The sequence below is a fragment of the Paraburkholderia oxyphila NBRC 105797 genome, assembly GCF_000685075.1.
GTDB classification, from domain to species: Bacteria; Pseudomonadota; Gammaproteobacteria; order Burkholderiales; family Burkholderiaceae; genus Paraburkholderia; species Paraburkholderia oxyphila.
Genome location: NZ_BAYD01000038.1, coordinates 56,020 through 80,874, shown reverse-complemented (window position 1 = coordinate 80,874; position 24,855 = coordinate 56,020). Strand labels below are relative to the sequence as shown.

The window sequence follows — 24,855 nt, the reverse complement described above, 5'->3', positions numbered from 1 at the left end:
CCTGGTGGCGCCGCCCCGGCGCCTCGTCGGCTCCCCCGCGCGCCGGGCGCCGCGAGCCGGGTTTTACCCGCGCTGCTATACTTTCAAGTTCGCCTTTCACTTTGATTAAGCGACGGTTTTCGCCTGGCTTGCCGGGCGGGGCGCCGTCGCACGCCACACCATGCTCGTTCTCGGCATCGAAAGCTCCTGCGACGAAACCGGCCTCGCGCTCTATGACAGCGAACGCGGCCTGCTCGCACACGCACTGCACTCGCAGATCGCCATGCACCGCGAGTACGGCGGCGTCGTGCCCGAGCTCGCCTCGCGCGACCATATCCGCCGCGCGCTGCCGCTGCTCGAGGAAGTGCTCGCGAAGAGCGGCGCCGCGCGCAGCGACATCGACGCCATCGCCTTCACGCAAGGCCCCGGGCTCGCCGGCGCGCTGCTGGTGGGCGCGAGCGTCGCCAACGCGCTCGCCATGGCGTGGAACCGGCCGACCGTCGGCATTCACCATCTCGAAGGGCATCTGCTCTCGCCGCTGCTCGTCGACGCGCCGCCGCCCTTTCCCTTCGTCGCGCTGCTCGTCTCGGGCGGCCACACGCAGTTGATGCGCGTGACCGACGTGGGTGTCTACGAGACGCTCGGCGAAACGCTCGACGACGCCGCGGGCGAAGCCTTCGACAAAACCGCGAAGCTGCTCGGCCTCGGCTATCCGGGCGGCCCGGAAGTCTCGCGCCTCGCCGAATTCGGCACGCCGGGCGCCGTCGAGCTGCCGCGCCCGATGCTGCATTCGGGCGATCTCGACTTCAGCTTCAGCGGCCTCAAGACGGCCGTGCTCACGCAGGTGAAGAAGCTCGGCACGAACCTCTGCGAGCAGGGCAAGGCCGATATCGCGCGCGGCTTCGTGGACGCCGCCGTCGAAGTGCTCGCCGCCAAGTCGATCGCCGCGCTCAAGCGCACGAAGATGAAGCGCCTCGTGGTGGCCGGCGGCGTGGGCGCGAACAAGCAGTTGCGCGAGACGCTTTCGGCGGCCGCGCAGAAGCGCGGCTTCGAAGTCCACTACCCCGATCTCTCGCTGTGCACCGACAACGGCGCGATGATCGCGCTCGCGGGCGCGCTGCGCCTCGCACGCTGGCCCGAGCAGGCCACGCGCGACTACGCGTTCACGGTGAAGCCGCGCTGGGATCTGGCGTCGCTCGCGCAGAGCACGCAATAGCGGATTCTCGGGTTCGCCAGCCGCTTTCGCGCCCTGCCCGGCAGAAACTCGCCAGCGGCACAAGCAAGCCTCATCAACACGAGACTCGCCCGCCGTGGCCTTGCGGCGAGTCGGAGATCGTCGAAAGCCTCTGCGTCAGAAGCGCTGCGTCACACCAAGGACCGCGAGCGTTTGCCTGGTGCCCGGCGCCGTGACTGCGACACCCGACCAGCTCATCGTGGCCGAGCCATTGTTCTTCATGTAGCCCGCGCGCGCATAGACGGCCGTCCGTTTCGAGAGACTGTGGTCGATGCCCAGTTGCACCGCCCAGCTATTGTCATGCACACCGCGCACGACGCGTTGCAGGCCGGCGATTTCGATCGTGTCGGCCGTGGTGGCTTGAATCGTCGCGCCGGCTTGCATCACGCTATAGGGATGCACGGCCAGGAGCTGGGTTGCGAGCGGACTCGAATCGTCATGCCTGGGACGGTGATAGCCGTAGAGAAACTGCAGGTTGACGATCCCGATTTGATAAGCGACCGCAGTATTGAAATGCTCGGTTCCAACCGTATTGAGGACTGAAGGCAAGCTGGCCAGGGTCTTGGTGCCCGGATGCTGGTACTGATACGCAATCCCCGCATAGAGGCCATAGCCCGACCAGGTTGCGGCGACATCGACGAGATTGCCGTTCGTTTGCGGCGCAGGCTGCGACACGCTGGACTGGAACGCGTACATGGCCAGCAACTGGAGCCCATTGAGCTTCGGCGACTTGTACACGACCGAGTTGCTCGAGCGCCCGCCGCTGGTCTGCATGCCGATCGTATTGCGGTCGACGACATTGCCGGCCGCGGCCAGCAGCGAGATCACTTCATTGGCGAAAAACGGGTCGCCTGGGTAGAGCACCCAGAAAGTCGGCTGGTACTGGCGACCGAACGTGAGCGTGCCGTATTGCTCGTGTGTCAGCCCCACCCACGACTGGCGATAGAACATGGCGCCCGTATCGGCAAAGCCGGCGCCATTGTTGATGTTGAAGCCATTCTCGAGTGTAAATACGGCCTTCAGGCCGCCGCCAAGGTCCTCCGTGCCTTTCAAGCCGAAACGCGACGGCGTGCTCCCGCCGCCGCGCTGCGACCAGGATTGCTTGCCATCATTGTTGAGGAACTGGACAAACGCGTCCGCGATGCCATACAGCGTGACGCTCGATTGCGCATTCGCGCCACCCGCCGCCAGCATCAACGCCGTACCGCAAATGCTCTTTCTGCAAAAGCGCATTCTGTCTCCTTCGTCATCTTCTGGTAGATGGATCGGCCATCGTTTGCGAGAAACGTGTGCCGACTCGTTATGAAGTCGCGTTGCAGTGGAGTTATAACGGCGAAGGTAGACCTCGGTATTGCCACACCTCAATCAATCGCCGCATATTCGCGCAACGTGATTGCCGCGCTGGCGATAGAGCGATCTGCCTGATGAGAAACAGAAGAGAATAATGTCAGGATAACCAGGCAAAGCGGGTATACCCCAACCTGGCTGGATAGTCGAAGCCGTTCACAAATACAAACGGCAGCTTGCCCAGACAAGCTGCCGTCGACATGTTTCCGCTTCAGACAACTAGCGCATTTCGGCGTGTCGATTACCCCGCCACGCGCTTGTCGTGCTCGATCACGGCATAGGCACTGTGGTTATGGATCGACTCGAAGTTCTCGGCTTCGAGCGTATAGGCAAGCACGCGCGCATCGGCGTTCAGGCGCACGGCCACGTCACGCACCAGATCCTCGACGAACTTCGGATTCTCGTACGCGCGCTCCGTCACGAACTTCTCGTCCGGGCGCTTGAGCAGGCCCCACAGCTCGCACGACGCCTCTTCTTCGGCAATGCGAATGAGGTCTTCCACGGGCAGGTCGCCCGCGAGCTCGGCGTCGATCGTCACGTGCGAGCGCTGGTTGTGCGCGCCATACTGCGAGATCTTCTTCGAGCACGGGCACAGGCTCGTCACCGGCACGAGCACCTTCAGCGAAAGGCGCGTCTCGCCATTGCGCACATCGCCCGTGAGCGTCACTTCGTAGTCCAACAGACTTTCCACGCCCGACACCGGCGCGACCTTCTTCACGAAGTACGGGAACGAGACCTCGATGCGGCCCGCCTGCGATTCGAGCTTCTCGAGCATCGCGGCCAGCATCGTGCGAAACGTCGCCGGTTCGAGCGGCGCACGGTTCTCTTCGAGCAGCGCCACGAAGCGCGACATGTGCGTGCCCTTCTGGTCCGCCGGCAGATGAACGTCGAGGTTCCACGTGCCGACGCTCGGCTGGACGTCGCCCGCGCCGGTCTTGACCGTGAGCGGATGGCGCACGCCCTTCACGCCCACGCGCTGGATCGGGATCTGACGGGTATCGACGGAGCTCTGGACGTCCGGCATCACGAAGGCCGGGTTCATCTGATTCATGTTCTTGTCCTCAGGCCGCGCCAAACTTGCGGCGCGCAAATGGCAAGCGCCGGCAAGAGCCGGCGCTGGCTGGCGAAACCGGGTACGCAACCCGGCCGCCGGTTCAATTTTGAAGTGGACTGCCGCGGCTCGCGGCCGGCCTGCTCAAACGAAGCTGGCCGCGCCGCAAGGCGCTAATCCCACTCAGGCGACGCGCATCACCGACTTGCCGGACGCGCTCGCGGCTTTGTCGAGAAAACGCTCGCGAATCGACTTCGCGATCCCTGCCGCGTCAAGGCCAACGCCCGCCAGCAGCTTGGCCGGGTCGCCGTGGTCGATGAAGCGGTCGGGGAGGCCCAATTGTAGTACGGGCTTGATAACCCCACTTTCAAGGAGGGCTTCCACGCAGGCCGAGCCCGCGCCGCCCATGATGCAGCCTTCCTCGACCGTCACGAGGTAGTCGTGCGTCTCGGCGAGCTGGCGCACGAGCGCCGCGTCGAGCGGCTTCACGAAGCGCATGTTCGCCACGGTGGCGTCCAGCTCCTGTGCAGCGGCCAGTGCCGGCGCAACCATCGTGCCGAACGCGAGGATCGCCACGCGCTGGCCTGCCGGCGCATTGCTCTCGCGGCGGACTTCGCCCTTGCCGACCGGCAGCGCGGCCATCTGCTTGACGGTCGCGACGCCCGTGCCCGCGCCGCGCGGGTAGCGCACGGCCGTCGGGCAGTCCTGCTGGAGCGCCGTGTAGAGCATCTGGCGGCATTCGTTTTCGTCCGACGCCGCCATGACCATCATGTTCGGGATGCAGCGCATGAACGCGAGGTCGTAGGCGCCCGCGTGCGTCGCGCCGTCCGCGCCGACGAGGCCTGCGCGGTCGATCGCGAACACCACGGGCAGGTTCTGCAGCGCCACGTCGTGAATCAGCTGGTCGTAGGCGCGCTGCAGGAAGGTCGAGTAGATCGCGACGACCGGCTTCAAGCCTTCGGCCGCGAGACCGCCCGCGAACGTCACCGCGTGCTGCTCGGCGATGCCGACGTCGTAGTAGCGGTCCGGGAAGCGCTTCTCGAACTCGACCATGCCTGAGCCTTCGCGCATGGCCGGCGTGATGCCGATCACGCGCTGGTCGAGCTCGGCCGCGTCGCACAGCCATTCGCCGAAGACCTGCGTGTAGGTCTTCTTTGCGGGCGTGGCCGACGGCTTGATGCCTTCGGCCGGATTGAACTTGCCGGGGCCGTGGTACAGGACCGGGTCGGCTTCGGCGAGCTTGTAGCCCTGGCCTTTCTTCGTCACGACGTGCAGGAATTGCGGACCGCGCAGCTCCTTGATGTTCTGCAGCGTGGGGATCAGCGAGTCCAGATCGTGGCCGTCGATCGGCCCGATGTAGTTGAAGCCGAACTCTTCGAACAGCGTGGCCGGCACGATCATGCCCTTCGCGTGCTCTTCGAGCTTGCGCGCGAGGTCGAGCACCGGCGGCGCATGGCGCAGCACGCGCTCCACGCCCGCGCGCGCGGCGGCGTAGAAGCGGCCCGACATGAGGCGCGCGAGATGGCGATTGAGCGCGCCCACCGGCGGCGAGATCGACATGTCGTTGTCGTTGAGGATGACGAGCAGCGGCACGTCGTCTTCCACGCCCGCGTTGTTCATTGCCTCGAAGGCCATGCCGGCGGTCATTGCGCCGTCACCGATCACGGCGATGCCCATGGCGTTCTCGCCCTTGAGCTTGCTCGCGACGGCCATGCCGAGCGCCGCCGAGATCGAAGTGCTCGAGTGGGCGGTGCCGAACGTGTCGTATTCGGACTCGTCGCGCTTCGGAAAGCCCGAGATGCCGCCGAGCTGGCGCAGCGTGGACATCTGGTCGCGGCGGCCCGTCAGGATCTTGTGCGGATAGGTCTGATGGCCCACGTCCCAGACGATGCGGTCGCGCGGCGTGTCGAACACGTAGTGCAGCGCGATCGTCAACTCGACCGTACCGAGGTTGGACGACAAGTGGCCGCCCGTTTGCGAGACGCTGTCGAGGACGAAGGCACGCAGTTCGTCGGCGAGCGGTTGCAACTGGCGGCGATCGAGGCGGCGCAAATCCGCCGGGTCGTCAATGGTTTTCAGCAAGTCGTACATCGTCGTTCCATTGTAGGAAATCGAGCGCTCCCGCACTTCTGTCCGCGCATGAATTCCCGTTCATGCGCGTGGGCGGGTTGGCGCAATCAGCTCACCCGGTTCACAACCAGATCAGCGAGTTCGGCGAGGCGCTGCGCGCGCGCGCCGAACGGTTCAAGCGCCGCATGTGCGTTCTCACGCAACTGCTGCGCGAGCACACGCGAGGCATCAAGGCCGATGATCGACACGTAGGTCGGCTTGCCGTCCTTCGCGTCCTTGCCGGCGGTCTTGCCCAGCGTGGCCGAGTCGGCGGTGACGTCGAGAATGTCGTCCACCACCTGGAAAGCGAGGCCCACGGCCGCTGCGTACTGGTCGAGCGCGGCGAGTGTGCCAGCCGAGGGCGTCTCGCCCGCCAGCGCGCCCATGCGCACCGCGGCGCGCAGGAGCGCGCCGGTCTTCAGACGGTGCATCGTTTCGAGCTGCTCGCGCGTGAGCGAGTGGCCCACGCTCGCGAGATCGATCGCCTGGCCGCCGGCCATGCCGATCGAGCCGCTCGCGAGCGCGAGTTCGCGCACGAGCGAGGCCTGGCGCTGAGCCGAGTCACCCAACCCCGGCACATCGGACGTCAGCGTGACGAAAGCCTGCGATTGCAGCGCGTCGCCGACCAGCAGCGCCGTCGGTTCGTCATATTTGACGTGTACGGTGGGCTTGCCACGGCGCATGTCGTCGTCGTCCATGCAAGGCATGTCGTCATGCACGAGCGAGTAGACGTGAATCATCTCCAGCGCGCACGCCGCCGCGTCGAGCGCCTCGGGCGCCGCGTTCGTCAGTTCGCCTGCGGCGTGGCACAGCAGCGGGCGCACGCGCTTGCCGCCGCCGAGCACGGCATAGCGCATGGCGTCGTGCAGCGGGGCAGGCTGCACGTCGGCTGCCGGCAAATAGTGATCGAGCGCGCTTTCGACCCGGTCAAGCACCTGCCGGGTCCATTGGTCAAATGTCATAGATCGTCGTCGTCTCCGCCAGCGGCGGAACTGCCTGTCGTATTGAGGGGCACGGGCCGCAGCGTTTCGCCGTCGAGCACGCGCACCTGTTGTTCAACCTTTTCGAGCTGCTGCTGGCAGAACTTCACCAGTACGGCGCCGCGGCGGTAGGCAGCCAGCGACTCCTCGAGACTCAAGCTGCCGCCTTCCATGCGCGCCACCAGCGCGTCGAGCTCGGCGAGGCCTGCCTCGTAGCTCTGCGGCAGGTCGGCGAGAGACGCCTCGTCCGTGCCTGCTTCGGCGCCTTTGTCCGCGCCGTTGTCCGTTCCAGCGCGGTCTTTCGATGCGGATTTCGCCATGGGTGGTCGCCAAAATGAAACAAGGCGGACATTCTACGGCAAAAGCCCCCCAACCGCCCCGCTCGCCGGCTCGTGTGCCCTGCCGGCCACACGCCAGGGGTTTGCCCGAATCGGTGCCGGAAGGCCGCATTTTGCGCTTTATTGTCGCGGTTTATACCGCATTCCTGGCTGTTTCTTGACGCAATTCCTGCAAAAATCAGCAACTTAGCTAGCCCGCCTGATGCAATCAGGCTATAATCTCCGGCTCCCTAAATCGAATCTTCGATGGTTGGGTTGTTCACTGCTTTCACGTCTTCATCGGGAGTGGGAATGTCCAATCTGAGCAATGCATTGCAGCTGAAGTCCATTCATAGTCAGCTGCCAGTCACGGCTTACTTTGACGAAGCGCTTCTCAAGCGCGAGATCGAAACGCTTTTCCAGAAAGGTCCTCGCTACGTCGGCCACGAATTGATGGTGCCCGAGGCGGGGAATTATTTTGCGCTGCCCAGCGAGAAAGAGGGTCGCGTGCTCGTTCGCAACAAAAGCAACGAGATCGAGCTGCTCTCGAACGTCTGCCGCCACCGCCAGGCCATCATGCTAAACGGTCGCGGCACGGCAGACAATATTGTATGTCCGCTGCATCGCTGGACCTATGACCTCAAGGGCGAACTGCTCGGTGCGCCGCATTTCGCGGACAAGCCCTGCCTGAACCTGAGCAGCACGCCGCTGCAGAAGTGGAACGGCCTGCTCTTCGAGTCGGCCGGGCGCGACGTCGCGCGCGATCTTGCACGCCTTGGGCCGGCCAAACATCTCGACTTTACGGACTATATGTTCGATCACGTCGAGATCCACGAGTGCAACTACAACTGGAAGACCTTCATCGAGGTCTATCTGGAGGACTACCACGTCGTGCCGTTCCATCCGGGTCTCGGCAACTTCGTGTCGTGCGACGACCTGCAGTGGGAGTTCGGCGAGTGGTACAGCGTCCAGACAGTGGGCGTGCACAACCAGCTCGGCAAGCCGGGCAGCGCCACCTATCGCAAGTGGCACGACGAGGTGCTGCGCTTCCGTAACGGCGTGCCGCCGGAGTTCGGCGCGATCTGGATGGTGTACTACCCGGGTCTGATGATCGAGTGGTATCCGCACGTGCTCGTCTGCTCGTGGCTCATTCCGCAGGGCACGCAGAAGACGACGAACATCGTCGAGTTCTATTACCCCGAGGAAATCGTGCTGTTCGAGCGCGAGTTCGTCGAGGCCGAGCGTGCCGCCTATATGGAGACGGCCGTCGAGGACGACGAGATCGCCGAGCGCATGGACGCCGGCCGCCGCGCGCTCTTCGAGCGCGGCGTCTCGGAAGTCGGCCCGTACCAGAGCCCGATGGAAGACGGCATGCAGCACTTCCACGAGTTCCTGCGGCGCGAGCTCGGCACGATCTGAGCGCTTCATTCGCGGGCAGACAACGCTTCACGGAAAGACGGGCTTCGGCCCGTCTTTTTGTTTAGACTGACGGCATCGGGCCGGCACGGCAAAGACCACTGCGAACCGCCGGCCACGCACGATTCAAGGAGCCGTCATGCCCCACACACACTACACCACGCTGATCTCGGCCACCAACCTGCACGAGCGCCTCACCGCGGCGCCTGGCAGCGTGCTCGTCTTCGACTGCCGCTTCGATCTCGCGAACCCCGCCGCGGGCGAAACCGCCTATGCCACCGGCCATCTGCCGGGCGCGCGCTATCTCCACCTCGACCGCGACCTCTCGGGTCCGAAGACCGGCAAGAACGGCCGTCATCCGCTGCCCGATCGCGCGTCGCTCGTCGCCACGCTCATGAGCTGGGGGCTCAATGCGGGTCAGCAAGTGGTCGCCTACGACGAACAGGACGGCCGGTATGCGGCGCGCCTGTGGTGGCTGCTGCGCTGGCTCGGACACGATTCGGTCGCCGTGCTCGACGGCGGCCTGCACGCCTGGCAGGCCGCCGGCTTCCCGCTCTCGAAGGATGTCCCGGCAGGCACGCAAGGCACCTTCAAGGCTGGCGCGCCGCTGCAAGTGACGGTGGATGCGCAGGCCGTCGAGCGCAACCTCGCGACGCACGAGCTCACGGTGGTCGATGCGCGCGCCGCCGACCGCTATCGCGGCGAGAACGAAACGATCGATCCGGTGGGCGGCCATATCCCCGGCGCGATCAACCGCTACTTCGTGGACAATCTCACGCCCGACGGCCGCTTCAAGTCCGCTCACACGCTGCGCGACGAATTCGGCGCGCTGCTGCCGGGCAAGACGCCCGAGCACGTGGTGCTGCAATGCGGCTCGGGCGTGACGGCCTGCCATAACGCGCTGGCGATGGAGATCGCCGGCATGCATGGCGCGGCGCTCTATGCGGGCTCGTGGAGCGAGTGGTGCTCGGACCCGAAACGGCCTGTGGCGACGGGCCCGAACCCCTGAGCCTCATGAGGCACGGCGCCGGCCTCAGCCGACGCCGTGCTCCTTGAACCACGCAATCGCGCGCTTCCAGCCATCCTCCGCATCGGCCTTGCGATAGCTCGGCCGGTAGTCCGCGAAGAACGCATGGCCCGCGTCGTCGTACACGACGAACTGCGAGCCGCGCCCGCCTTGCGGGCCCTGCGCGATAGCCGCCTTCATCTGCTCGAGCGTGTCCTGCGGGATGCTTTTGTCCTGAAGACCGTAGAGCCCCAGCACCGGCACCTGCAGATTGCCCGCGAGATCGAGCGGATTCTGCGGCGAGTTCGCGGTGTGAGCGCCGGCCACACGCCCGTACCACGACACGACAGCCTTCACGCGTGGATTGTGCTCGGCATAGAGCCACGCATAGATGCCGCCCCAGCAGAAGCCGTTGATCCCCACGCGCTTGAGGTCGCCGCCATTCTGGCCGGCCCAGACGAGCGCAGCGTCGATGTCGCCGAGCACCTGCGCATCGGGTACCTTGCTCGCGATGTTCTGGTCGATCTGCTGAATCGTCTGATACGCGGACGCATCGCCTTCGCGCTCGAAAAAGTCCGGTGCGATGGCCAGATAGCCGAGCTTCGCGAAGCGTCGGCACACATCGGCGATATGCTCGTGCACGCCAAAAATCTCGTGAATCACGATGATCACCGGCAGATGGGTCTTGCCGCGCGGCTGCGCGCGGTACGCCGGAATCAGCGTACCGCTCGACTCGAACGCGATCTCGCCGGCTTCGAGGCCCACGCTGTCCGTGTGGATCGTTTGTGCGGAGACCGGCAGCACGGCAGCGGCAAAACCGCTGCCCAGCGCGGCCTTGATGAAGGTGCGCCGGTCGAACGGCACGTGCGAGACGAGACTGTCGACTTCAGGTTTGAGCATGCGACGCTCCTTTCGAAAGGACGACACAAGAGAACCGCACAAACCGGCGCAGCGCCGGAGCTGTTCAGCCCCGGCGCATCGTCGGCATCAGTGCAGCTTCACGCGCGGCAGCGTCGTGCGCCGCAGCCAGTGCGCAAAGGTGTCGAGGACCATGCGCGCATAGCCGTGCAGCGCCGCGATATGCAGCCGATAAAGCGACATATACATGAAGCGGGCGAAGAGCCCTTCGATCAGCATGCTCCCGCCGATCAGCCCGCCCATCAGGTTGCCGACCGCGCTGAAGTGGCCAAGCGAGACGAGCGAGCCGAAATCGCGATACGTGAACTCGGGCAGCGGCTTCCCCGCGAGCAGGTCGCCCATCGATTGAAACAGGAACGAGGCCTGCTGGTGTGCGGACTGCGCGCGTGGCGGCACGCCACGTTCGTGGCCGGGCCACTCGCAGGCGGCGCAGTCGCCTAGCGCAAAGACGTTGTCGTCGATCTCGGTTTGCAGCGTGCGGCGCACGATCAACTGACCGAGCCGGTTGACGGGCAGGCCGTCGAGCTCCGAGAGCACCGCCGGCGCCTTGATGCCCGCCGCCCACACGGTGAGGTCCGCGCGCACGGTTTTGCCGCTCGCCGTGCGCACGACGCCCGGCGCCACGTCGATCACGCGCTCGCCGGTCATGATCCGCACGCCCAGCTTGCGCAGCAGCTCGGTAGTGGCCGACGAAACGCGCTCGGCCAAAGCGGGCAGAATGCGCGGGCCCGATTCGATCAGCACGATGCCCACGTCGCGACTCGGATCGAGTTTGTGCAGGCCGTAAGCCGAGAGCACCTGCGCGGTGTTGCGCAGCTCGGCGGAAAGCTCGACGCCCGTCGCACCCGCGCCGACGATCGCGATCTGCACGCGCGGCACTTCGTTGCCTTCGTGGTCGTGCTGACCGTGAATCCAGGGCTCCGGCTCCTGATGCTCCGCACGCATGCACGCCGCGATGAGGCGCTTGCGAAAGCGTTCGGCCTGCTCGACGGTGTCGAGCGCGATGGAGTTTTCCGCCGCGCCCTGCACGCCAAAGAAGTGCGTCGTGCTGCCGATCGCGAGCACGAGCGTGTCGTATTCAAGCACGCGCTCGGGCAACATCTCGCCACCGTCTTCGTCCTGCACCGCGCCGAGCGTGATGCGCTTCGCCGCGCGGTCGAGCCCGGTCAGCTCGCCCTGCTGGAATTCGAAGCCGTGCCAGCGCGCCTGCGCCGCGTACTCGAGCTCTTGCGTGAACGGGTCCATGCTGCCCGCCGCGACTTCATGCAGGAGCGGTTTCCAGATATGCGTCGGGTTGCGGTCGACCAGCGTGACCGAGGCACGCAGCCTGCCACGCTTCGCGCGCGTTTCTCCGTAACGGTCGCCTAGCCGTGTTGCCAGCTCGAGGCCTCCGGCGCCTCCTCCCACAACGATAAAGCGGTGCATAGACTCTCCGTGCATGTCGACAGGCGATAGAACATCCGACGCTCATCCGATATTCAATATCGGCGCTCACAGGCTGCGCGGCGTCGGTCTCCGGCTCATTGTCGGCTGACGCGGCGCACCGCGGCAAGACGCGCGGTGCGCATTAGCGACATCTGCACCGGCCGCTTGCGCAACGGCGCGGCTACGGTTACGGCCTGTCCGGGCGCGTGCTCTGCATCCCCCGCGTGCACCCTCAGTGCGCTTCTTCCCAGTTCGCACCCACACCCACTTCGGCCACGAGCGGCACCTTCAGCTTCGCCACCGAGCACATCAGTTCCGGCAAGCACTTGCGCACTTCGGCGAGCTCGTCGTCGGGCACTTCGAGCACCAGTTCGTCGTGGACCTGCATGATCATCTTCGTGCCGATCTTGCGCTTGTCGAGCCACTGCTGCACGGCGATCATCGAAAGCTTGATGAGATCGGCGGCCGTGCCCTGCATCGGCGCGTTGATGGCGGCACGCTCGGCGGCCTGGCGGCGCGGACCGTTGCCGCCGTTGATCTCGGGTAGCCACAGGCGGCGGCCGAACACGGTCTCGACATAGCCGCGCGATTTCGCGTCCATGCGGGTCTCGTCCATGTAGCGCGCCACGCCCGGGTAACGCGCGAAATAGCGGTCGATATAGAGCTTGGCCGCATCGCGCGTGATGCCGAGATTCGAGGCAAGGCCAAACGCGCTCATGCCGTAGATCAGCCCGAAGTTGATGACCTTGGCGATGCGCCGCTGGTCGTTGCTCACTTCGAGCGGCATCACGCCGAACACTTCCGCCGCCGTGGCGCGGTGGATGTCGTCGCCGCGCTTGAACGCCTCGAGCAATGACTCGTCGCCCGAGATGTGCGCCATGATGCGCAGTTCGATCTGCGAATAATCGGCGGACACGATCTTGCAGCCCGGCGGCGCAATGAACGCCTCGCGGATGCGCCGCCCTTCGCCCGTGCGCACGGGAATGTTCTGCAGATTCGGATCGTTCGAGGCGAGCCGGCCCGTGACCGCCACCGCCTGCGCGTAGTTCGTGTGGACGCGGCCCGTTTGCGCGTTGACCATGCGCGGCAGCTTGTCGGTGTAGGTGGACTTGAGCTTGGCAAGGCCGCGATGCTCGAGCAGCAGCTTGGGCAGCGGGTAGTCCTCGGCGAGCTTCTGCAGCACTTCTTCGTCGGTGGACGGCGCACCGCTCGGCGTCTTCTTCACGACCGGCAGTTGCAGCTTCTCGAAGAAGATCTGGCCAATCTGCTTGGGCGAGCCGAGATTGAACTCGCCGCCCGCGAGCGCGTAGGCCTGCTGTTCGAGCTCGACGAGCCGCACCGCGATCTCGGCGCTCTGCTTCTCCAGCCGCTCCGTGTCGATCAGGACGCCATTGCGCTCCATCTTGCGCAGCACACGCGAGGTGGGCAATTCGATCTCGCGATACACATAATCGAGGCCCTTCTCGGTCACGATCTGCGGATAGAGCGCGAGGTGCAGTTGCAGCGTGACATCGGCGTCTTCGGCTGCGTATTCGGCGGCCTGCGCGAGCGCCACTTCGTCGAAGCCGATCTGCTGCGCGCCCTTGCCCGCGACCTCTTCGTACTTGATCGTCTTGATGCCGAGGTGGCGCAGCGCGAGGCTGTCCATGTCGTGGGTGCGATGCGATTCGAGCACGTACGATTCGAGCAGCGTGTCGTACTCGACGCCGTTCAGCTCGATGCCATAGTTCGCGAGCACCTGCTCGTCGTACTTCATGTGCTGGCCGACCTTCTTGTGCTGCTCGCTTTCGAGCCACGGCTTCAGGCGCGCGAGTACTTCGTCGAGCGGCAGTTGCTCGGGTGCGTCGGGCCCGCGATGCGCGAGCGGCAGATACGCGGCACTGCCAGGCTCGGTGGAGAACGACATGCCCACGAGCTTCGCCACCATCGGATCGAGCGCAGTGGTTTCCGTGTCGAACGCGGTGAGCTTTGCCGCTTCGATCTTACTGAGCCACGCGTCGAACTGATCCCATGTCTGGATCGTGTCGTAGTGGCGCGGCGCATCGACGAACAATGCGGGCTGCACGTTCGCGTCCTTCTCGGGCGCCTTGTCCGCCTTATCCGCCGTGGCCGTGGCCGTGGGCGCAGCCACGGTCCCGTTCTGAATGGCGTCGGTCGCTTCACGCAGCCAGGTTTTGAAGCCGTGACGCGCGAAGATATCGCGCAGGTCTTCGAGCGCCTCGGGAAGCGTGGCGAGCGACGCCTCGATCGATTCGAGGTGAGGCGCGAGATTGCACGCCGTCTCGACCGTGACGAGCTTCTTCGCCATCGGCAGGAAGTCGAGCGCGTCGCGCAGATAGCCACCGACGGCGCCCTTGATTTCATCCACATGCTCGACGATACCGTCGAGCGTGCCGTATTGCGTGAGCCACTTCACCGCCGTCTTCGGGCCGCACTTGTTCACGCCCGGCACGTTGTCCACCGTGTCGCCGATCAGCGAGAGATAGTCGACGATGCGCTCCGGCGGCACGCCGAACTTCGCGATCACGCCTTCGCGGTCGAGCGTCTCGTTGGTCATCGTGTTGATGAGCGTGACGTGGTCGGTCACGAGTTGCGCGAGGTCCTTGTCGCCCGTGGACACGACCACCTTCATGCCGAGCTGTTCCGCCTGGCTGGCGAGCGTGCCGATCACGTCGTCGGCCTCGACGCCTTCGATCATCAGCAGCGGCCAGCCGAGCGCGCGCACGGCCTCGTGGATAGGCGCGATTTGCGCCGCGAGCGGCTCGGGCATGGATGGCCGGTTCGCCTTGTAGTCGGGATACCAGTCGTCACGAAACGTCTTGCCCTTTGCATCGAACACGCACGCGCTATACTCTGCCGTAACGTCCTTGCGCATGCGACGCAGCATATTGATGATGCCGTATAGCGCACCTGTCGGTTCGCCGTCTGGACCGCGCAGATCAGGCATCGCATGGAAGGCACGATAGAGGTAGCTAGAACCGTCGACCAGCAGCAGGGTCTTACCTTCCAGCCCAGTTTGTTGCTGTAGCTTTGTATCCACGCGTAGTTCTTCAGGCATTATGGACAAGAGAAAAGTGATTCCGAGTCTGCGTTCACTCGCAGATCAAGAGCGCGCAACGGCCAAGAAGGCGCGCGCATCGTGGCAGATGTTCACGATTATGGCAGAGTTTATCGAGGCGACCGAATACCTGTCCGAGATCCGGCCAGCGGTCAGCATCTACGGTTCTGCGCGCCTGAAACCGGACTCGCCGTACTACCAGCTCGCCAAAACGATCGCGCGCAAAGTCTCGGACGCGGGCTTCGCCGTGATCTCGGGCGGCGGCCCCGGCATCATGGAAGCCGCCAACCAGGGCGCGCACGCGGGCAAGTCGCCTTCCGTGGGCCTGAACATCGAGTTGCCGCACGAGCAATCGGGCAACCAGTGGCAGGACATCTCGCTGCGCTTTCGCCACTTCTTCACGCGCAAGGTCACCTTCGTCAAGAACTCCGACGCGGTGATCGTGATGCCGGGCGGCTTCGGCACGCTCGACGAACTGGCCGAGGTGCTCACGCTCATCCAGACCAAGAAGTCGCGCCACGTGCCCATCATTCTGGTGGGCGCCGAGTTCTGGAAGGGCCTGCTCGACTGGTTCCGCGCGGCGCTCGTGCCGATGGGTCTGATCAATCCGGAAGACATGGACCTGATGCAGGTGATCGACGACCCCGACCAGGTGCTCGAAGCCGTGCTCAAGTTCTACGAGGACAGCGGCGAGGAGCCGGAGAAGGAACATCCGAGCCGCCCCGAGCCCGACGAAGACCGCATGTTCTATCTTTGATGTTCGACGTCACTCGCGTGCCGGCGCCTCGCGCCCGCGCGCGAGTGCGCTGCACAACCAGCCTGACGCGCTGACTTCGCAGCGCTCGCATGTGCCGCGCCGCGCAGGCCCGGCACATGCGAAAAACTTTCTTCGGGCTTTCAGGCGCGCGACTTGCATGCCCGGCCTCAACTCACCCCGTTACGCTCGTGCTGCCCGGCACTGGCCTGCTCTTCGAGCCACCGGCAAAACTGCGCGACCACGGGCACGTCCGCCACCTCGCGTCGCGCAACCCACCAGTAGCCGCGCGCATCCAGATGCGGGCCGGCAAGCGGCGCGACGAGGCGCCCCGAAGCCAGCTCGTCGTCCAGCAACGGCAGCGGTCCGAGCGCCACACCGAGCCCGTCCTCCGCGGCCTGCAAGGCCAGATAGAAATGGTCGAACGACTGCTTCTTCCTGCACTTGGCCGTGACGCCGGCGGCGGCGAGCCATGTGCGCCACGCATCGGGGCGCGTGTCCGAGTGCAGCAGGACGTGGCGCGCGAGATCGTTGGCGCACTGGATCGGCGCACGCTTCAATAGCGCCGGACTGCACACCGGCAACTCCGTTTCGTCGAGAAAATAGCCGCTCGCGCAGTCCGGCCAATGCGCCGGCCCGCGCCGCACGGCAACGTCGAACGCATCGAGCGTCTCGACGGGCGCGTTCGACGTGGCAAGACGCAATTCGACGTTGGGCGCGAGACGCTGGAATTGCGAAAGACGCGGCAGCAGCCACTTCATGGCGAAGGTGGGCAGCGCATTCACGCGCAGCACGCGGACGACGCCGGTATCGCGCAGTTCCGCCGTGGCGCGCGCGATGCTGTCGAACGCCCCCTGCACGGCCCCGAGATAGCGCCGCCCGTCCTCGGTCAGGGCGACGCGCTTGCCGTGCCGATGAAACACCTGCACGCCCACCCACGCCTCCAGCGCCGCCACCTGGCGACTGATTGCACCGTGAGTCACATGGAGCTCGGCCGCCGCGGCGGTGAAGCTGTTGTGCCGCGCCGCGGCTTCGAACGCGCGCAGCGCAGGGAAGGGAGGAAGGGAGCGAGCCATGCTTGTGATTCTAGGTCACAAGAACCCGGCCGAGAAATCGTTTTGCGCGAGGGAGGTTCGGCGCTACGCTTCGAGCTTGCCATCGAGGTCTTCGCATGAAACAACATCCCGTCTCCTCCACCTCCGAGGCCACCGCCATCCCCACAGACAACGCGCCCGGCGTGCGCGATCTGTTCCTCGGCTTTCTCGGCCTCGGCTTCACGTCCTTCGGCGGCGCGCTGCCGCTCGCGCGCCGCGCCATCGTCGAGCAGCGCCGCTGGCTCTCGGCCGCCGAATTCACGGACCTGCTCGGACTGTGCCAATTCCTGCCCGGCGGCAACGTGATCAACCTTTCAGTGGCGGTAGGCATGCGCTTCAGGGGCTGGCGCGGCGCCCTCGCCGGGCTGCTCGGGCTGATCGCCGGGCCGTCGCTCGTCGTAATCGGGCTGGGCGTGCTCTACGAGCGCACGCAGAACGATCCGCACGTGCGGCACCTGTTCGTCGGCCTCGCCGCCGCCGCAGCCGGGCTCCTGATCGCCATGGCCGCGAAGATCGTGCTGCCGCTGCGCCGCGACCCGGCCGCTGCCGTGATTGCATTGCTGGGTTTCATCGCCATCGCGCTGTTGCGCGTGCCGCTCTTGCCCACCATGCTCGTGCTCACGCCGGTCGGCATCGCCGTTGCGGCCCGTGCCGCCCGCCGCGCGGGAGAAGCGCAATGAGCGCCACACTCATTGCGCTCGCCACGATCTTCTGCCAGCTCTCGCTGCTCGCCTTCGGCGGCGGCAACACGATCCTGCCGGAGATGCAGCGCCAGGTCGTGGAGGTGCATCACTGGATGCCCGCGAGCGAGTTCAGCGCGCTGTTTGCACTCGCCCAGGCCGCGCCTGGGCCGAACATGATGATCGTGACGCTCGTGGGCTGGCACGTGGCCGGCTGGGCCGGCATGCTCGTGACGTCGGTGGCGAAGTTCGGGCCGTCCTCGCTCGTGACAGTGGCCGCGCTTCACGCGTGGGATCGCTTCAAGGACCGGCCATGGCGGCGTAGCGCGCAGCGCGGGCTCGTGCCGGTCACGGCGGGGCTCGTGGCCGCGAGCGCAATGCTGATTGCGAAAGCCTCCGATCCGACGTGGATCGCGTGGGCTATCACGGGCGTGTGTGCCGTGCTCGCAATGCGCACGAAGATTCATCCGCTGTGGCTGCTCGCGGCGGGGAGCCTGATCGGGTTGACGGGATTCGGGCAGTAGCGGCCCCGAGCCGTCATTCGTCCGGATGAGCCCAATCGCGGCTAGCGACCCACAGGCCGGCCAAGCATGCCGGCGCTATTCGCCAAACGGCCAATTGAGGCCTTTTCGCAGAACTATCTGATCGAAGGTTACGCCGGAGCAGGACAGGCCCAGGCGAACTGGCTCGTCATCGCCATCGTGGTCGTTGCGCCGCTGGTGCTCATCCTCGTCGAATACAAACTTCGCGACGAACTGTGCGCGCTGCGCGCGCGTAGCGCGTGCCACTCGCTGGACTTCTTCTCGCCCACCATGATGGCGGCGGCTCTCACGATGGCCCTGCCCTGCATGAGCATGCCAGGCAGTCTGCCGAGGCTGATCGCACTGCCCCAGCCCCCTTCAATACTTCAATTCTCCGCTCGCAAGCAATGGGCCTGCACCTACCGTGCCGACATCCGGCGCAACAGGACGACAAGATACATCGGGTATGCAAATGTTGGCCTGGCCATCTTCGCACTTTTCTTGTCCGGCGGCATATTTGTCCTCTGGCTGTTGCGTCTTCACCCTGACGGCAGTGCTAGCATCTCCACTACATGGGGAACACCACAAACGGAAAGCTGCATTGCCTACGGCATCGCAGCCAGCCTGACCTTGTTAAAGGCCACTCTTGAGCGGTTCAATAAATGACATACTCGCCTGTAGCCGAAATCATCGGCATTCCTGCCGCCGGTATATTCGTCGGAATCGTGTTGTCCTGGCTCGTAAGCCGCCTGTACCGTTCGCTTGCCCTCTATGATGCACTCGACGCTCAGTCCAGGCGGACATCGCCTACGCCGAACGTCATCTACGCCCAGCCTACGTCACTGCCTGTCGATGCTGCCACGCGTATCGCCATGACCATGAAGACGAAAAACATTGCGCTGAGGCTCGACGGCGGCAAGTATGCGCACGCGCCGCTCGCAGCCGCGCTCGCAACAGGTTACGTGCCTCTGAGCTGAAACGCTCTGCCAGTCCGCCCTGAGCAATCGTCCAGAAAGTCCGGCGCGCAAGATCCCCACAGGCGCCGGACCGTCTTGTCTACTTCACTGAAACGCCACTTCGGCAAAGCTGCGCAACTTGCGACTATGCAGCTTGTGCAAGCCGTTGGTGCGCAAGATCTCCATCGCCGTCACGCCTATCTGCAAGTGCTGATCCACTTGCGCGCGATAGAACGAATCGGCCATGCCGGGCAACTTGAGCTCGCCGTGCAGCGGCTTGTCGGAGACGCATAGCAACGTGCCGTACGGCACGCGAAAACGGAAGCCGTTTGCGGCAATCGTTGCGCTCTCCATGTCGAGCGCCACCGCGCGGCTCTGCGAAAGACGCTGCACCGGCTCGCGGTGCTCGCGCAATTCCCAGTTGCGATTGTCGACGCTCGCCACCGTGCCCGTGCGCATCACGCGCTTGAGCTCCACGCCGTCGAGCTGCGTGATCTGCGCGACCGCACGCTCGAGCGCCACCTGCACTTCGGCCAGCGCCGGAATCGGTACCCACAGCGGCAAGTCGGCATCGAGCACGTGATCCTCGCGCACGTAGCCGTGCGCGAGCACGTAGTCGCCGAGACGCTGCGTGTTGCGCAGCCCCGCGCAGTGGCCGAGCATGATCCACGCATGCGGGCGCAGCACCGCGATGTGATCCGTGATCGTCTTCGCATTGGACGGCCCCACGCCGATGTTGATCATCGTGATGCCGCTGCCGTCCGCGCGCTTGAGGTGATACGCGGGCATCTGCGGCAGACGCGCGGGCGGCGTGCCCTCGTCGTCCTGCTCGCCGAGATTCGCGTTGTAGGTGACCACGTCGCCCGGCTCCACGAACGACGTGTATTCGCTGCGGTAATTGCGCAAGTCGGCGTCGTCGGTGCGCGCCATCATCGCGCGGCCGAGCTTCACGAATTCGTCGATATAGAACTGATAGTTCGTGTAGAGGACGTAGTTCTGGACGTGCGTGGGCGAGGTCGCCGTGTAGTGCTTGAGGCGATGCAGCGAGAAGTCCACGCGCGGCGCCGTGAAGAGCGCGAGCGGCTGCGGCTCGCCGGGCGCCGGTTCGTAGGTGCCGTTGACGATGCGGTCGTCGAGCTCGGCCAGGTCCGGCGTATCGAATATGTCGCGCATCGCGAAGAGCCGCTCGCGGTCCAGATCGCCTTCGAGGTGGATGCCCTCGGCGAACGCGAAGTGAATCGGAATGGGCTGCTCCGACACCCCGACTTCGATCGACACATGATGGTTCTTCGAGAGCAGCCGCAATTGCTCGCGATAGTAATTGCTGAACAGGTCGGGGCGCGTGACGGTGGTCTCGAACACGCCGGGGCCCGCGACGAAACCATATGAACGGCGCGAATCGATGTGCGTGTTGACCTCCGTGTGAATGCGCACGAACGGATAGCATGCGCGCACGCGATGGTCCAACGCCTCGCCGCGCCGATAGCGCGCGAACGCATCGCGCAGGAACGAGGTGTTCGCCTCATAGATGGCGGACAGGCGCGTGACGGCGTCGGCTGCGTCTTCGAATGCTTCGACCGGAAAGTCGTGTGGGGGCGTCATGAAGGCGCGCCGGTGGATCTCGTTGTTCATGTTCGTTCGCCTCGGTTCATATGGAACGACATTAGCACGGAAGAAGGTCATTCTGACAACGCCCTTCGCACGCCCGGGAGATTCGGATGCTGCGCGCAGCCCCGCCGCAAGCGGCTACCGGGCGATACCGCCCCCCCGCCGCAGCGGCCCCATCGACGCGGCATGCAGGCCCCGTTCGCCCCAAAGGTCCGACACGGGGCGCAGGACGCGGATTTGCTAGAATTGAGGGAACACTCTCAGCTTTGCATGGGATCAGAGTAAGAGGCGCCGAAGCGCCAACTCTGGTCGACAGGAGAATCACCATGAAGCCGTACCTTCTTGCCGCCTTCGCAGCGACGCTCGCGTTCAGCGGTGTCGCCATGGCCACGCCAGCCGACGACGCAAAGACCGCCGTCGAGGCCCAGTCCGCCAATGAGCGGGCCGGCCTGCCCGATCTGGCCGCGATCAACAACCAGCCCGCTGCGCGCGTCACCTCGAAGGTCAACATCAACGACGTGCCGCGCACGCCGAGCTTTCACGAAGTGAGCCCGACCGGCACCGAGATCACCGAATACCGCGACAAGGGCAAGCCCGTCGAGATCAACGTGCATTCGAACTTCGGCACGCGTTACTCGATGAGCGCGAATCCCGACACCTCGCCGCAAGTCCGTCCGAACGGCCAGGCCAGCACGCGCCTGCCGTCGATCAATCTGCATTACTGATACGCCGCCCTCGCGCGCGGACGGCGTGCGCTGTCCCGCGCCGCCTCCCGCCCGAGCGCGCGAAGCCGCGCCGAAACGGCGATTGCGCCCGTGAGCAGGGCTCCCATTACGATAACCACACGACCTCTGGCATGGCCGTCTTCACCGCTGTCACCGAAACCCAGCTTGCCCAATGGATGCGCGACTACGATCTTGGCGACGTAGTCGATTTTCGCGGTATCCAGTCAGGCATTGAAAACAGCAACTTCTTCCTGACGACGACGCGCGGCGAATACGTTCTGACGATCTTCGAAAAGCTCACTGCCGAACAGCTGCCGTTCTATCTCGAGCTGATGCGCCATCTGGCCTCGCACCGCGTGCCGGTGCCCGACCCGATGCCGCGTGCCGACGGCAGCCTGTTCGGCCTGCTGCACGGCAAGCCGGCGGCCATCGTCACGAAGCTCGACGGCGCGCCGGAACTCGCGCCGGGCGTGGAGCACTGCATGGAAGTCGGGCAGATGCTCGCGCGCATGCACCTGGCGGGCCGCGATTTCGCGTTCGACCAGCCGAATCTGCGCAGCCTGGCGTGGTGGGAAGAGACCGTGCCCACGGTCCTGCCGTTCCTCGCCGACGCCCAGCGCGAGCTGCTCACGAGTGAGCTCGCGCACCAGCAGGCCTTGTTCGCGAGCGACGACTACGCCTCGCTGCCCGGCGGCCCCTGCCACTGCGACCTCTTCCGCGACAATGCGCTGTTCGCGCACGTCAGCCCGGAAACGGGCCATACGGTGCGCCTTGGCGGATTCTTCGACTTCTATTTCGCCGGCTGCGACAAATGGGTGTTCGATGTGGCGGTGACGGTGAACGACTGGTGCGTCGACCTCGCGACGGGCAAGCTCGACGCCCCTCGCGTCGAAGCGCTGTTGCGCGCCTACCAGACGGTGCGCCCATTCACGCCCGCCGAGAGCCGCCACTGGGTCGACATGCTGCGCGCCGGCGCGTACCGTTTCTGGGTATCGCGTCTGTATGATTTTTATCTGCCGCGCTCGGCAGAGTTGCTCAAGCCGCACGACCCCGGCCATTTCGAGCGCATCCTGCGCGAGCGCCGCGCCGGCAGCGCCGCCGGCACGCCGGGCGCCTTCCACGCACACTCTGAACAACCCCGCTCATGCAACTGATCGAAGTCCCCGCGAAGCAGGGCTACGTCTGGTTTCGCCAGGGCATCTGGCTGTTCCGGCGCAATCCGCTCGCGTTCCTCACGCTGTTTTTCTCGTATCTGCTCGCCATGACGCTGATCTCCGCCGTCCCGGTGATCGGCGGCGTGCTGCCGCTCATCTTCGTGCCGGGCGTGGCGGTGGGCTTCATGGCCGCGTGCCGCGACACCGTTGCGGGCAAGCCGGTGTTTCCGACCATACTCGTCGACGGTTTCCGCTCGTACGGGCAGACGGTCACCAAGCATCTGTTCGTGCTGGGCGGGATTTACGTGGTGGCGATGACACTGGTGCTCGCGGCCTCGGCGCTCGTGGACGGCGGCACGCTGCTGCGCCTGATGACGCTGGGCGGCTCGCTCGATACGGATGCGGTTGCGAACGGCAATGTGCCGCTCGCCGTGCTCGCGTCGCTTGCGTGCTACGTGCCGGTTTCGATGATGTTCTGGTTCGCGCCGGTGCTGACGGCCTGGCACGAGGTGCCGCCGATCAAGGCGATGTTCTTCAGCATCGTGAGCTGCTGGCGCAACAAGGGCGCGTTCGTGGTGTATGGCGCGCTGTGGTTTGCGGTGTCGATCGGCGTGTCGCTGGGGCTTTCGACGCTGCTGCGCGCGCTCGGCGCCGGCGACTACGCGCTGGCGATCCTGATGCCGGCGCTGATTCTCGTGACGACGATGCTCTATTGCTCGTTTTACGCGACCTATCGCGGCTGCTACGGCGTGCAGGAAAAGACCGCCGCCGAAATGCCGGGTTCGGGACGCTGAGCTAAAGGCGTCGAACGCAAGCCGCTTTTGGCGGCAAGTTCGAGCCGCACAAACACCAATGGGGCGCCACTGTGCGCCCCATTGCGTTTCTGAAACTTCAGACCGGCGCGAATGCCTGGCGGTTTAGCCGTAGTGGTTCATCCACGACGGGTTGCGGCCGGCCTTCTCGCGGTCGAGCTTGCGCATGCGGAATTCGAGGTCGTAGATGTCGGCCGATTCGGCCAGGTAGGCTTCCTCACGCTCCTTTTGAGCGGTTTCGTACGACTTCGTGAGGAACAGGAAAAGGCGGCTGAGCAGGTACATGGTCTGGCTCCGGTAATCGGGCACATGCCCTCGGAATGAACAGAGCCATTATAGGGTAAACCCTCATCATGGTAAACCCTTGAATTGATGCGGATTGTCGCGGCGCCTGCCGGCGCGCACGCCACACCCCATCGCGCGCTCAGCCCGCGCCAGCCGCCAGCTCGCCGTCGAAAGCGTCGTCGATCGCGTCGCGCCGCCGTGGCTCGAAAAAGTCCCAGACCATCGCGCTGGCGTCGGGACCGGTCGCCGAATGGAACGGCACCGTATCGTCGCCGCCGCTCCAGGCGTGATCCAGCGTGCTCACCCGGCACAGGCGTACCACGCTTGCGCCGTCGTGCCAGTAGTCTTGCACCGTGTAGCCCTCGCCGTCGTGCTCGTGCGAAACCACGCCCTGGCGCACGCCGTGAGCATCGGCGAGATCGTTCAGGCGCAGGAACTGCGTGGCGAGCTGCTCCGCATTGACCGGCGCGACCACCGCGTCGGCGCCGCCGTGCACGATGAGCGCCGGCATGCCGGGATGCGAACGGCCGGCCAGCTGACCGTCGACGAGCGCCACCGGGTCATGGTGCAGCCCGCGCCGCATGACGTCGAGTGCCGAAACACCCGAGCGCGCCTCGCCGAACGCCGGCCCGGAATGGAGCGCGACAGCCGCGAAATGGCCCGGCGCGTTCACTGCCAGCAGCGCGGCAAGGCCCGCGCCCGCCGAGAGACCGGCCAGATAGACGCGCGAACGATCGAAGCCGCGCTCGTGCACGAGCGTGTCGACGAGCGAAACGATCGCCGCGGCTTCGCCGCCGCCCGCCGGCTGGCGTGCGTCGTACCAGTGCCAGCATTGGTGCGGATGCCCGTGGACCGATTGCTCCGGATAGACCACGGCAAAGCCGTGCTTGTCAGCGAGCAGGTTCATGCGCGTGCCCTCCGCGAACGAATCCATCGTTTGCTTGCAGCCGTGCAGCATCACGACGAGCGGCATGCCCGCCGTGGGCAAGCCCGGCGGCACATAGAGCCCATAGGCGAGCGCACGCGACGCGCCGGGCGCCAGATGCTCCGCGCGTTGCCATTCGCCGGCCGCCCACGCGGCGGCCCGCGGCCCCACGCGCGACTCGCGCAGCGGCGCCCCGCTGCGCGCAGCGGGTGCGGGGCTTACTGGCGCTTCGCTTGCGGCAGACGCTGCCGCCGCGGCGGCAGCGGCCTGCGCCACGGCGCTCTGGGCGTTGCGCCACATGGCCTGCGCGTCGGGCGCGCGCCGGCCGGCTTCGTGCAGCGCTTCGCGCGCAGCACGGTTCTGGATGGCGAGCAGACGTCGCATGCCACCCGCCCACAGCTTCGTCAGATTTTTCGTCATCAGTGGCCTCGTGAAAGGGGGTCGAATACGCCGAGGCGATAAGCCGCGGCTCTTCATTGTGCGATGCACAATAACACCATT

General features: G+C 65.4%; 23 protein-coding genes. 11 read left to right on the top strand and 12 right to left on the bottom strand.

Going from position 1 to position 24,855, the window contains the following annotated elements; all coding sequences use genetic code 11:
* The first annotated feature begins 160 nt into the window (after positions 1-160).
* Positions 161-1,195, top strand: coding sequence for a tRNA (adenosine(37)-N6)-threonylcarbamoyltransferase complex transferase subunit TsaD (gene tsaD, locus BO1_RS23105; protein WP_028219582.1), 1,035 nt, complete (start codon positions 161-163; stop codon positions 1,193-1,195).
* Positions 1,196-1,330: 135 nt separating this feature from the next.
* Here the strand turns inward: tsaD and BO1_RS23100 are convergent, their stop codons facing one another.
* The 5 genes from BO1_RS23100 to BO1_RS23080 all read right to left on the bottom strand — a co-directional run bounded on the left by BO1_RS23100 (position 1,331) and on the right by BO1_RS23080 (position 7,020).
* Complete coding sequence (locus BO1_RS23100) at positions 1,331-2,446, bottom strand: porin (protein ID WP_028219581.1); 1,116 nt, start codon at positions 2,444-2,446, stop codon at positions 1,331-1,333.
* Between the two features lie 355 nt (positions 2,447-2,801).
* Complete coding sequence (gene folE2 / locus BO1_RS23095; protein ID WP_028219580.1) at positions 2,802-3,611, bottom strand: GTP cyclohydrolase FolE2; 810 nt, start codon at positions 3,609-3,611, stop codon at positions 2,802-2,804.
* A 183-nt stretch (positions 3,612-3,794) separates the two neighbouring features.
* A complete protein-coding gene (dxs, locus tag BO1_RS23090; RefSeq protein ID WP_028219579.1) occupies positions 3,795-5,702 on the bottom strand; it encodes a 1-deoxy-D-xylulose-5-phosphate synthase in 1,908 nt (635 codons plus the stop codon).
* Between the two features lie 86 nt (positions 5,703-5,788).
* Complete coding sequence (locus BO1_RS23085) at positions 5,789-6,682, bottom strand: polyprenyl synthetase family protein (RefSeq protein WP_028219578.1); 894 nt, start codon at positions 6,680-6,682, stop codon at positions 5,789-5,791.
* Positions 6,679-7,020, bottom strand: a complete 342-nt coding sequence (locus tag BO1_RS23080; protein WP_028219577.1) for an exodeoxyribonuclease VII small subunit — start codon at positions 7,018-7,020, stop codon at positions 6,679-6,681. Before BO1_RS23080 ends, BO1_RS23085 begins: the two co-directional genes overlap by 4 nt.
* A 309-nt stretch (positions 7,021-7,329) precedes the next feature.
* On the opposite strand from BO1_RS23080, the gene BO1_RS23075 reads away from it, so the two are divergent.
* Together BO1_RS23075 and BO1_RS23070 are read left to right on the top strand one after the other, a co-directional pair.
* The gene (locus BO1_RS23075) at positions 7,330-8,436 is read left to right on the top strand and encodes an aromatic ring-hydroxylating oxygenase subunit alpha (protein ID WP_028219576.1); all 1,107 of its coding nucleotides are present in this window, start codon (positions 7,330-7,332) and stop codon (positions 8,434-8,436) included.
* Between the two features lie 136 nt (positions 8,437-8,572).
* Positions 8,573-9,442, top strand: coding sequence for a sulfurtransferase (locus tag BO1_RS23070; RefSeq protein ID WP_028219575.1), 870 nt, complete (start codon positions 8,573-8,575; stop codon positions 9,440-9,442).
* 24 nt (positions 9,443-9,466) lie between these two features.
* Here BO1_RS23070 and BO1_RS23065 read toward each other — a convergent pair whose 3' ends face one another.
* The 3 genes from BO1_RS23065 to polA form a co-directional block, all read right to left on the bottom strand.
* The gene (locus BO1_RS23065; RefSeq protein ID WP_028219574.1) at positions 9,467-10,339 is read right to left on the bottom strand and encodes a dienelactone hydrolase family protein; all 873 of its coding nucleotides are present in this window, start codon (positions 10,337-10,339) and stop codon (positions 9,467-9,469) included.
* Positions 10,340-10,426: 87 nt separating this feature from the next.
* The gene (locus BO1_RS23060; protein WP_028219573.1) at positions 10,427-11,782 is read right to left on the bottom strand and encodes an NAD(P)/FAD-dependent oxidoreductase; all 1,356 of its coding nucleotides are present in this window, start codon (positions 11,780-11,782) and stop codon (positions 10,427-10,429) included.
* A gap of 232 nt (positions 11,783-12,014) precedes the next feature.
* On the bottom strand, positions 12,015-14,840 hold the full coding sequence (gene polA, locus BO1_RS23055) for a DNA polymerase I (RefSeq protein ID WP_043285997.1): 2,826 nt from the start codon (positions 14,838-14,840) through the stop codon (positions 12,015-12,017).
* Between the two features lies 1 nt (position 14,841).
* Here polA and BO1_RS23050 point away from each other — a divergent pair, with 1 nt between their 5' ends.
* Positions 14,842-15,597, top strand: a complete 756-nt coding sequence (locus BO1_RS23050) for an LOG family protein (RefSeq protein ID WP_043285995.1) — start codon at positions 14,842-14,844, stop codon at positions 15,595-15,597.
* A 167-nt stretch (positions 15,598-15,764) separates the two neighbouring features.
* Here BO1_RS23050 and BO1_RS23045 read toward each other — a convergent pair whose 3' ends face one another.
* Positions 15,765-16,670 (bottom strand): transcriptional regulator GcvA, encoded by a 906-nt coding sequence (locus tag BO1_RS23045; protein WP_028219570.1) that lies wholly within the window; start codon positions 16,668-16,670, stop codon positions 15,765-15,767.
* 95 nt (positions 16,671-16,765) lie between these two features.
* On the opposite strand from BO1_RS23045, the gene BO1_RS23040 reads away from it, so the two are divergent.
* The 4 genes from BO1_RS23040 to BO1_RS23025 all read left to right on the top strand — a co-directional run bounded on the left by BO1_RS23040 (position 16,766) and on the right by BO1_RS23025 (position 18,866).
* Positions 16,766-17,368 (top strand): chromate transporter, encoded by a 603-nt coding sequence (locus BO1_RS23040; RefSeq protein WP_028219569.1) that lies wholly within the window; start codon positions 16,766-16,768, stop codon positions 17,366-17,368.
* A complete protein-coding gene (locus tag BO1_RS23035) occupies positions 17,365-17,892 on the top strand; it encodes a chromate transporter (protein WP_028219568.1) in 528 nt (175 codons plus the stop codon). The genes BO1_RS23040 and BO1_RS23035 overlap by 4 nt, the downstream gene beginning before the upstream one ends.
* Before the next feature lie 66 nt (positions 17,893-17,958).
* Entirely contained in the window at positions 17,959-18,555 is a 597-nt protein-coding gene (locus tag BO1_RS23030; protein WP_028219567.1) for a hypothetical protein, read from the top strand.
* The gene (locus BO1_RS23025) at positions 18,552-18,866 is read left to right on the top strand and encodes a hypothetical protein (RefSeq protein ID WP_028219566.1); all 315 of its coding nucleotides are present in this window, start codon (positions 18,552-18,554) and stop codon (positions 18,864-18,866) included. The genes BO1_RS23030 and BO1_RS23025 overlap by 4 nt, the downstream gene beginning before the upstream one ends.
* Before the next feature lie 84 nt (positions 18,867-18,950).
* Here the strand turns inward: BO1_RS23025 and BO1_RS23020 are convergent, their stop codons facing one another.
* Positions 18,951-20,477, bottom strand: a complete 1,527-nt coding sequence (locus BO1_RS23020) for an AMP nucleosidase (RefSeq protein ID WP_028219565.1) — start codon at positions 20,475-20,477, stop codon at positions 18,951-18,953.
* A 302-nt stretch (positions 20,478-20,779) separates the two neighbouring features.
* Here BO1_RS23020 and BO1_RS23015 point away from each other — a divergent pair, with 302 nt between their 5' ends.
* From BO1_RS23015 to BO1_RS23005, 3 genes are all read left to right on the top strand, one after another.
* The gene (locus tag BO1_RS23015; RefSeq protein ID WP_028219564.1) at positions 20,780-21,178 is read left to right on the top strand and encodes a hypothetical protein; all 399 of its coding nucleotides are present in this window, start codon (positions 20,780-20,782) and stop codon (positions 21,176-21,178) included.
* Between the two features lie 131 nt (positions 21,179-21,309).
* Positions 21,310-22,332 carry a homoserine kinase gene (locus BO1_RS52320; protein ID WP_043285991.1) on the top strand — a complete coding sequence of 341 codons (1,023 nt, stop codon included), beginning with the start codon at positions 21,310-21,312 and terminating at the stop codon, positions 22,330-22,332.
* Positions 22,323-23,126: a BPSS1780 family membrane protein gene (locus tag BO1_RS23005; RefSeq protein ID WP_028219563.1), complete on the top strand. Its 804-nt coding sequence runs from the start codon at positions 22,323-22,325 to the stop codon at positions 23,124-23,126. The genes BO1_RS52320 and BO1_RS23005 overlap by 10 nt, the downstream gene beginning before the upstream one ends.
* Positions 23,127-23,249: 123 nt before the next feature.
* Here BO1_RS23005 and BO1_RS23000 read toward each other — a convergent pair whose 3' ends face one another.
* A complete protein-coding gene (locus BO1_RS23000; protein WP_028219562.1) occupies positions 23,250-23,429 on the bottom strand; it encodes a DUF3563 family protein in 180 nt (59 codons plus the stop codon).
* A 139-nt stretch (positions 23,430-23,568) separates the two neighbouring features.
* On the bottom strand, positions 23,569-24,774 hold the full coding sequence (locus tag BO1_RS52315; protein WP_043285988.1) for an extracellular catalytic domain type 1 short-chain-length polyhydroxyalkanoate depolymerase: 1,206 nt from the start codon (positions 24,772-24,774) through the stop codon (positions 23,569-23,571).
* Positions 24,775-24,855 lie beyond the last annotated feature (81 nt).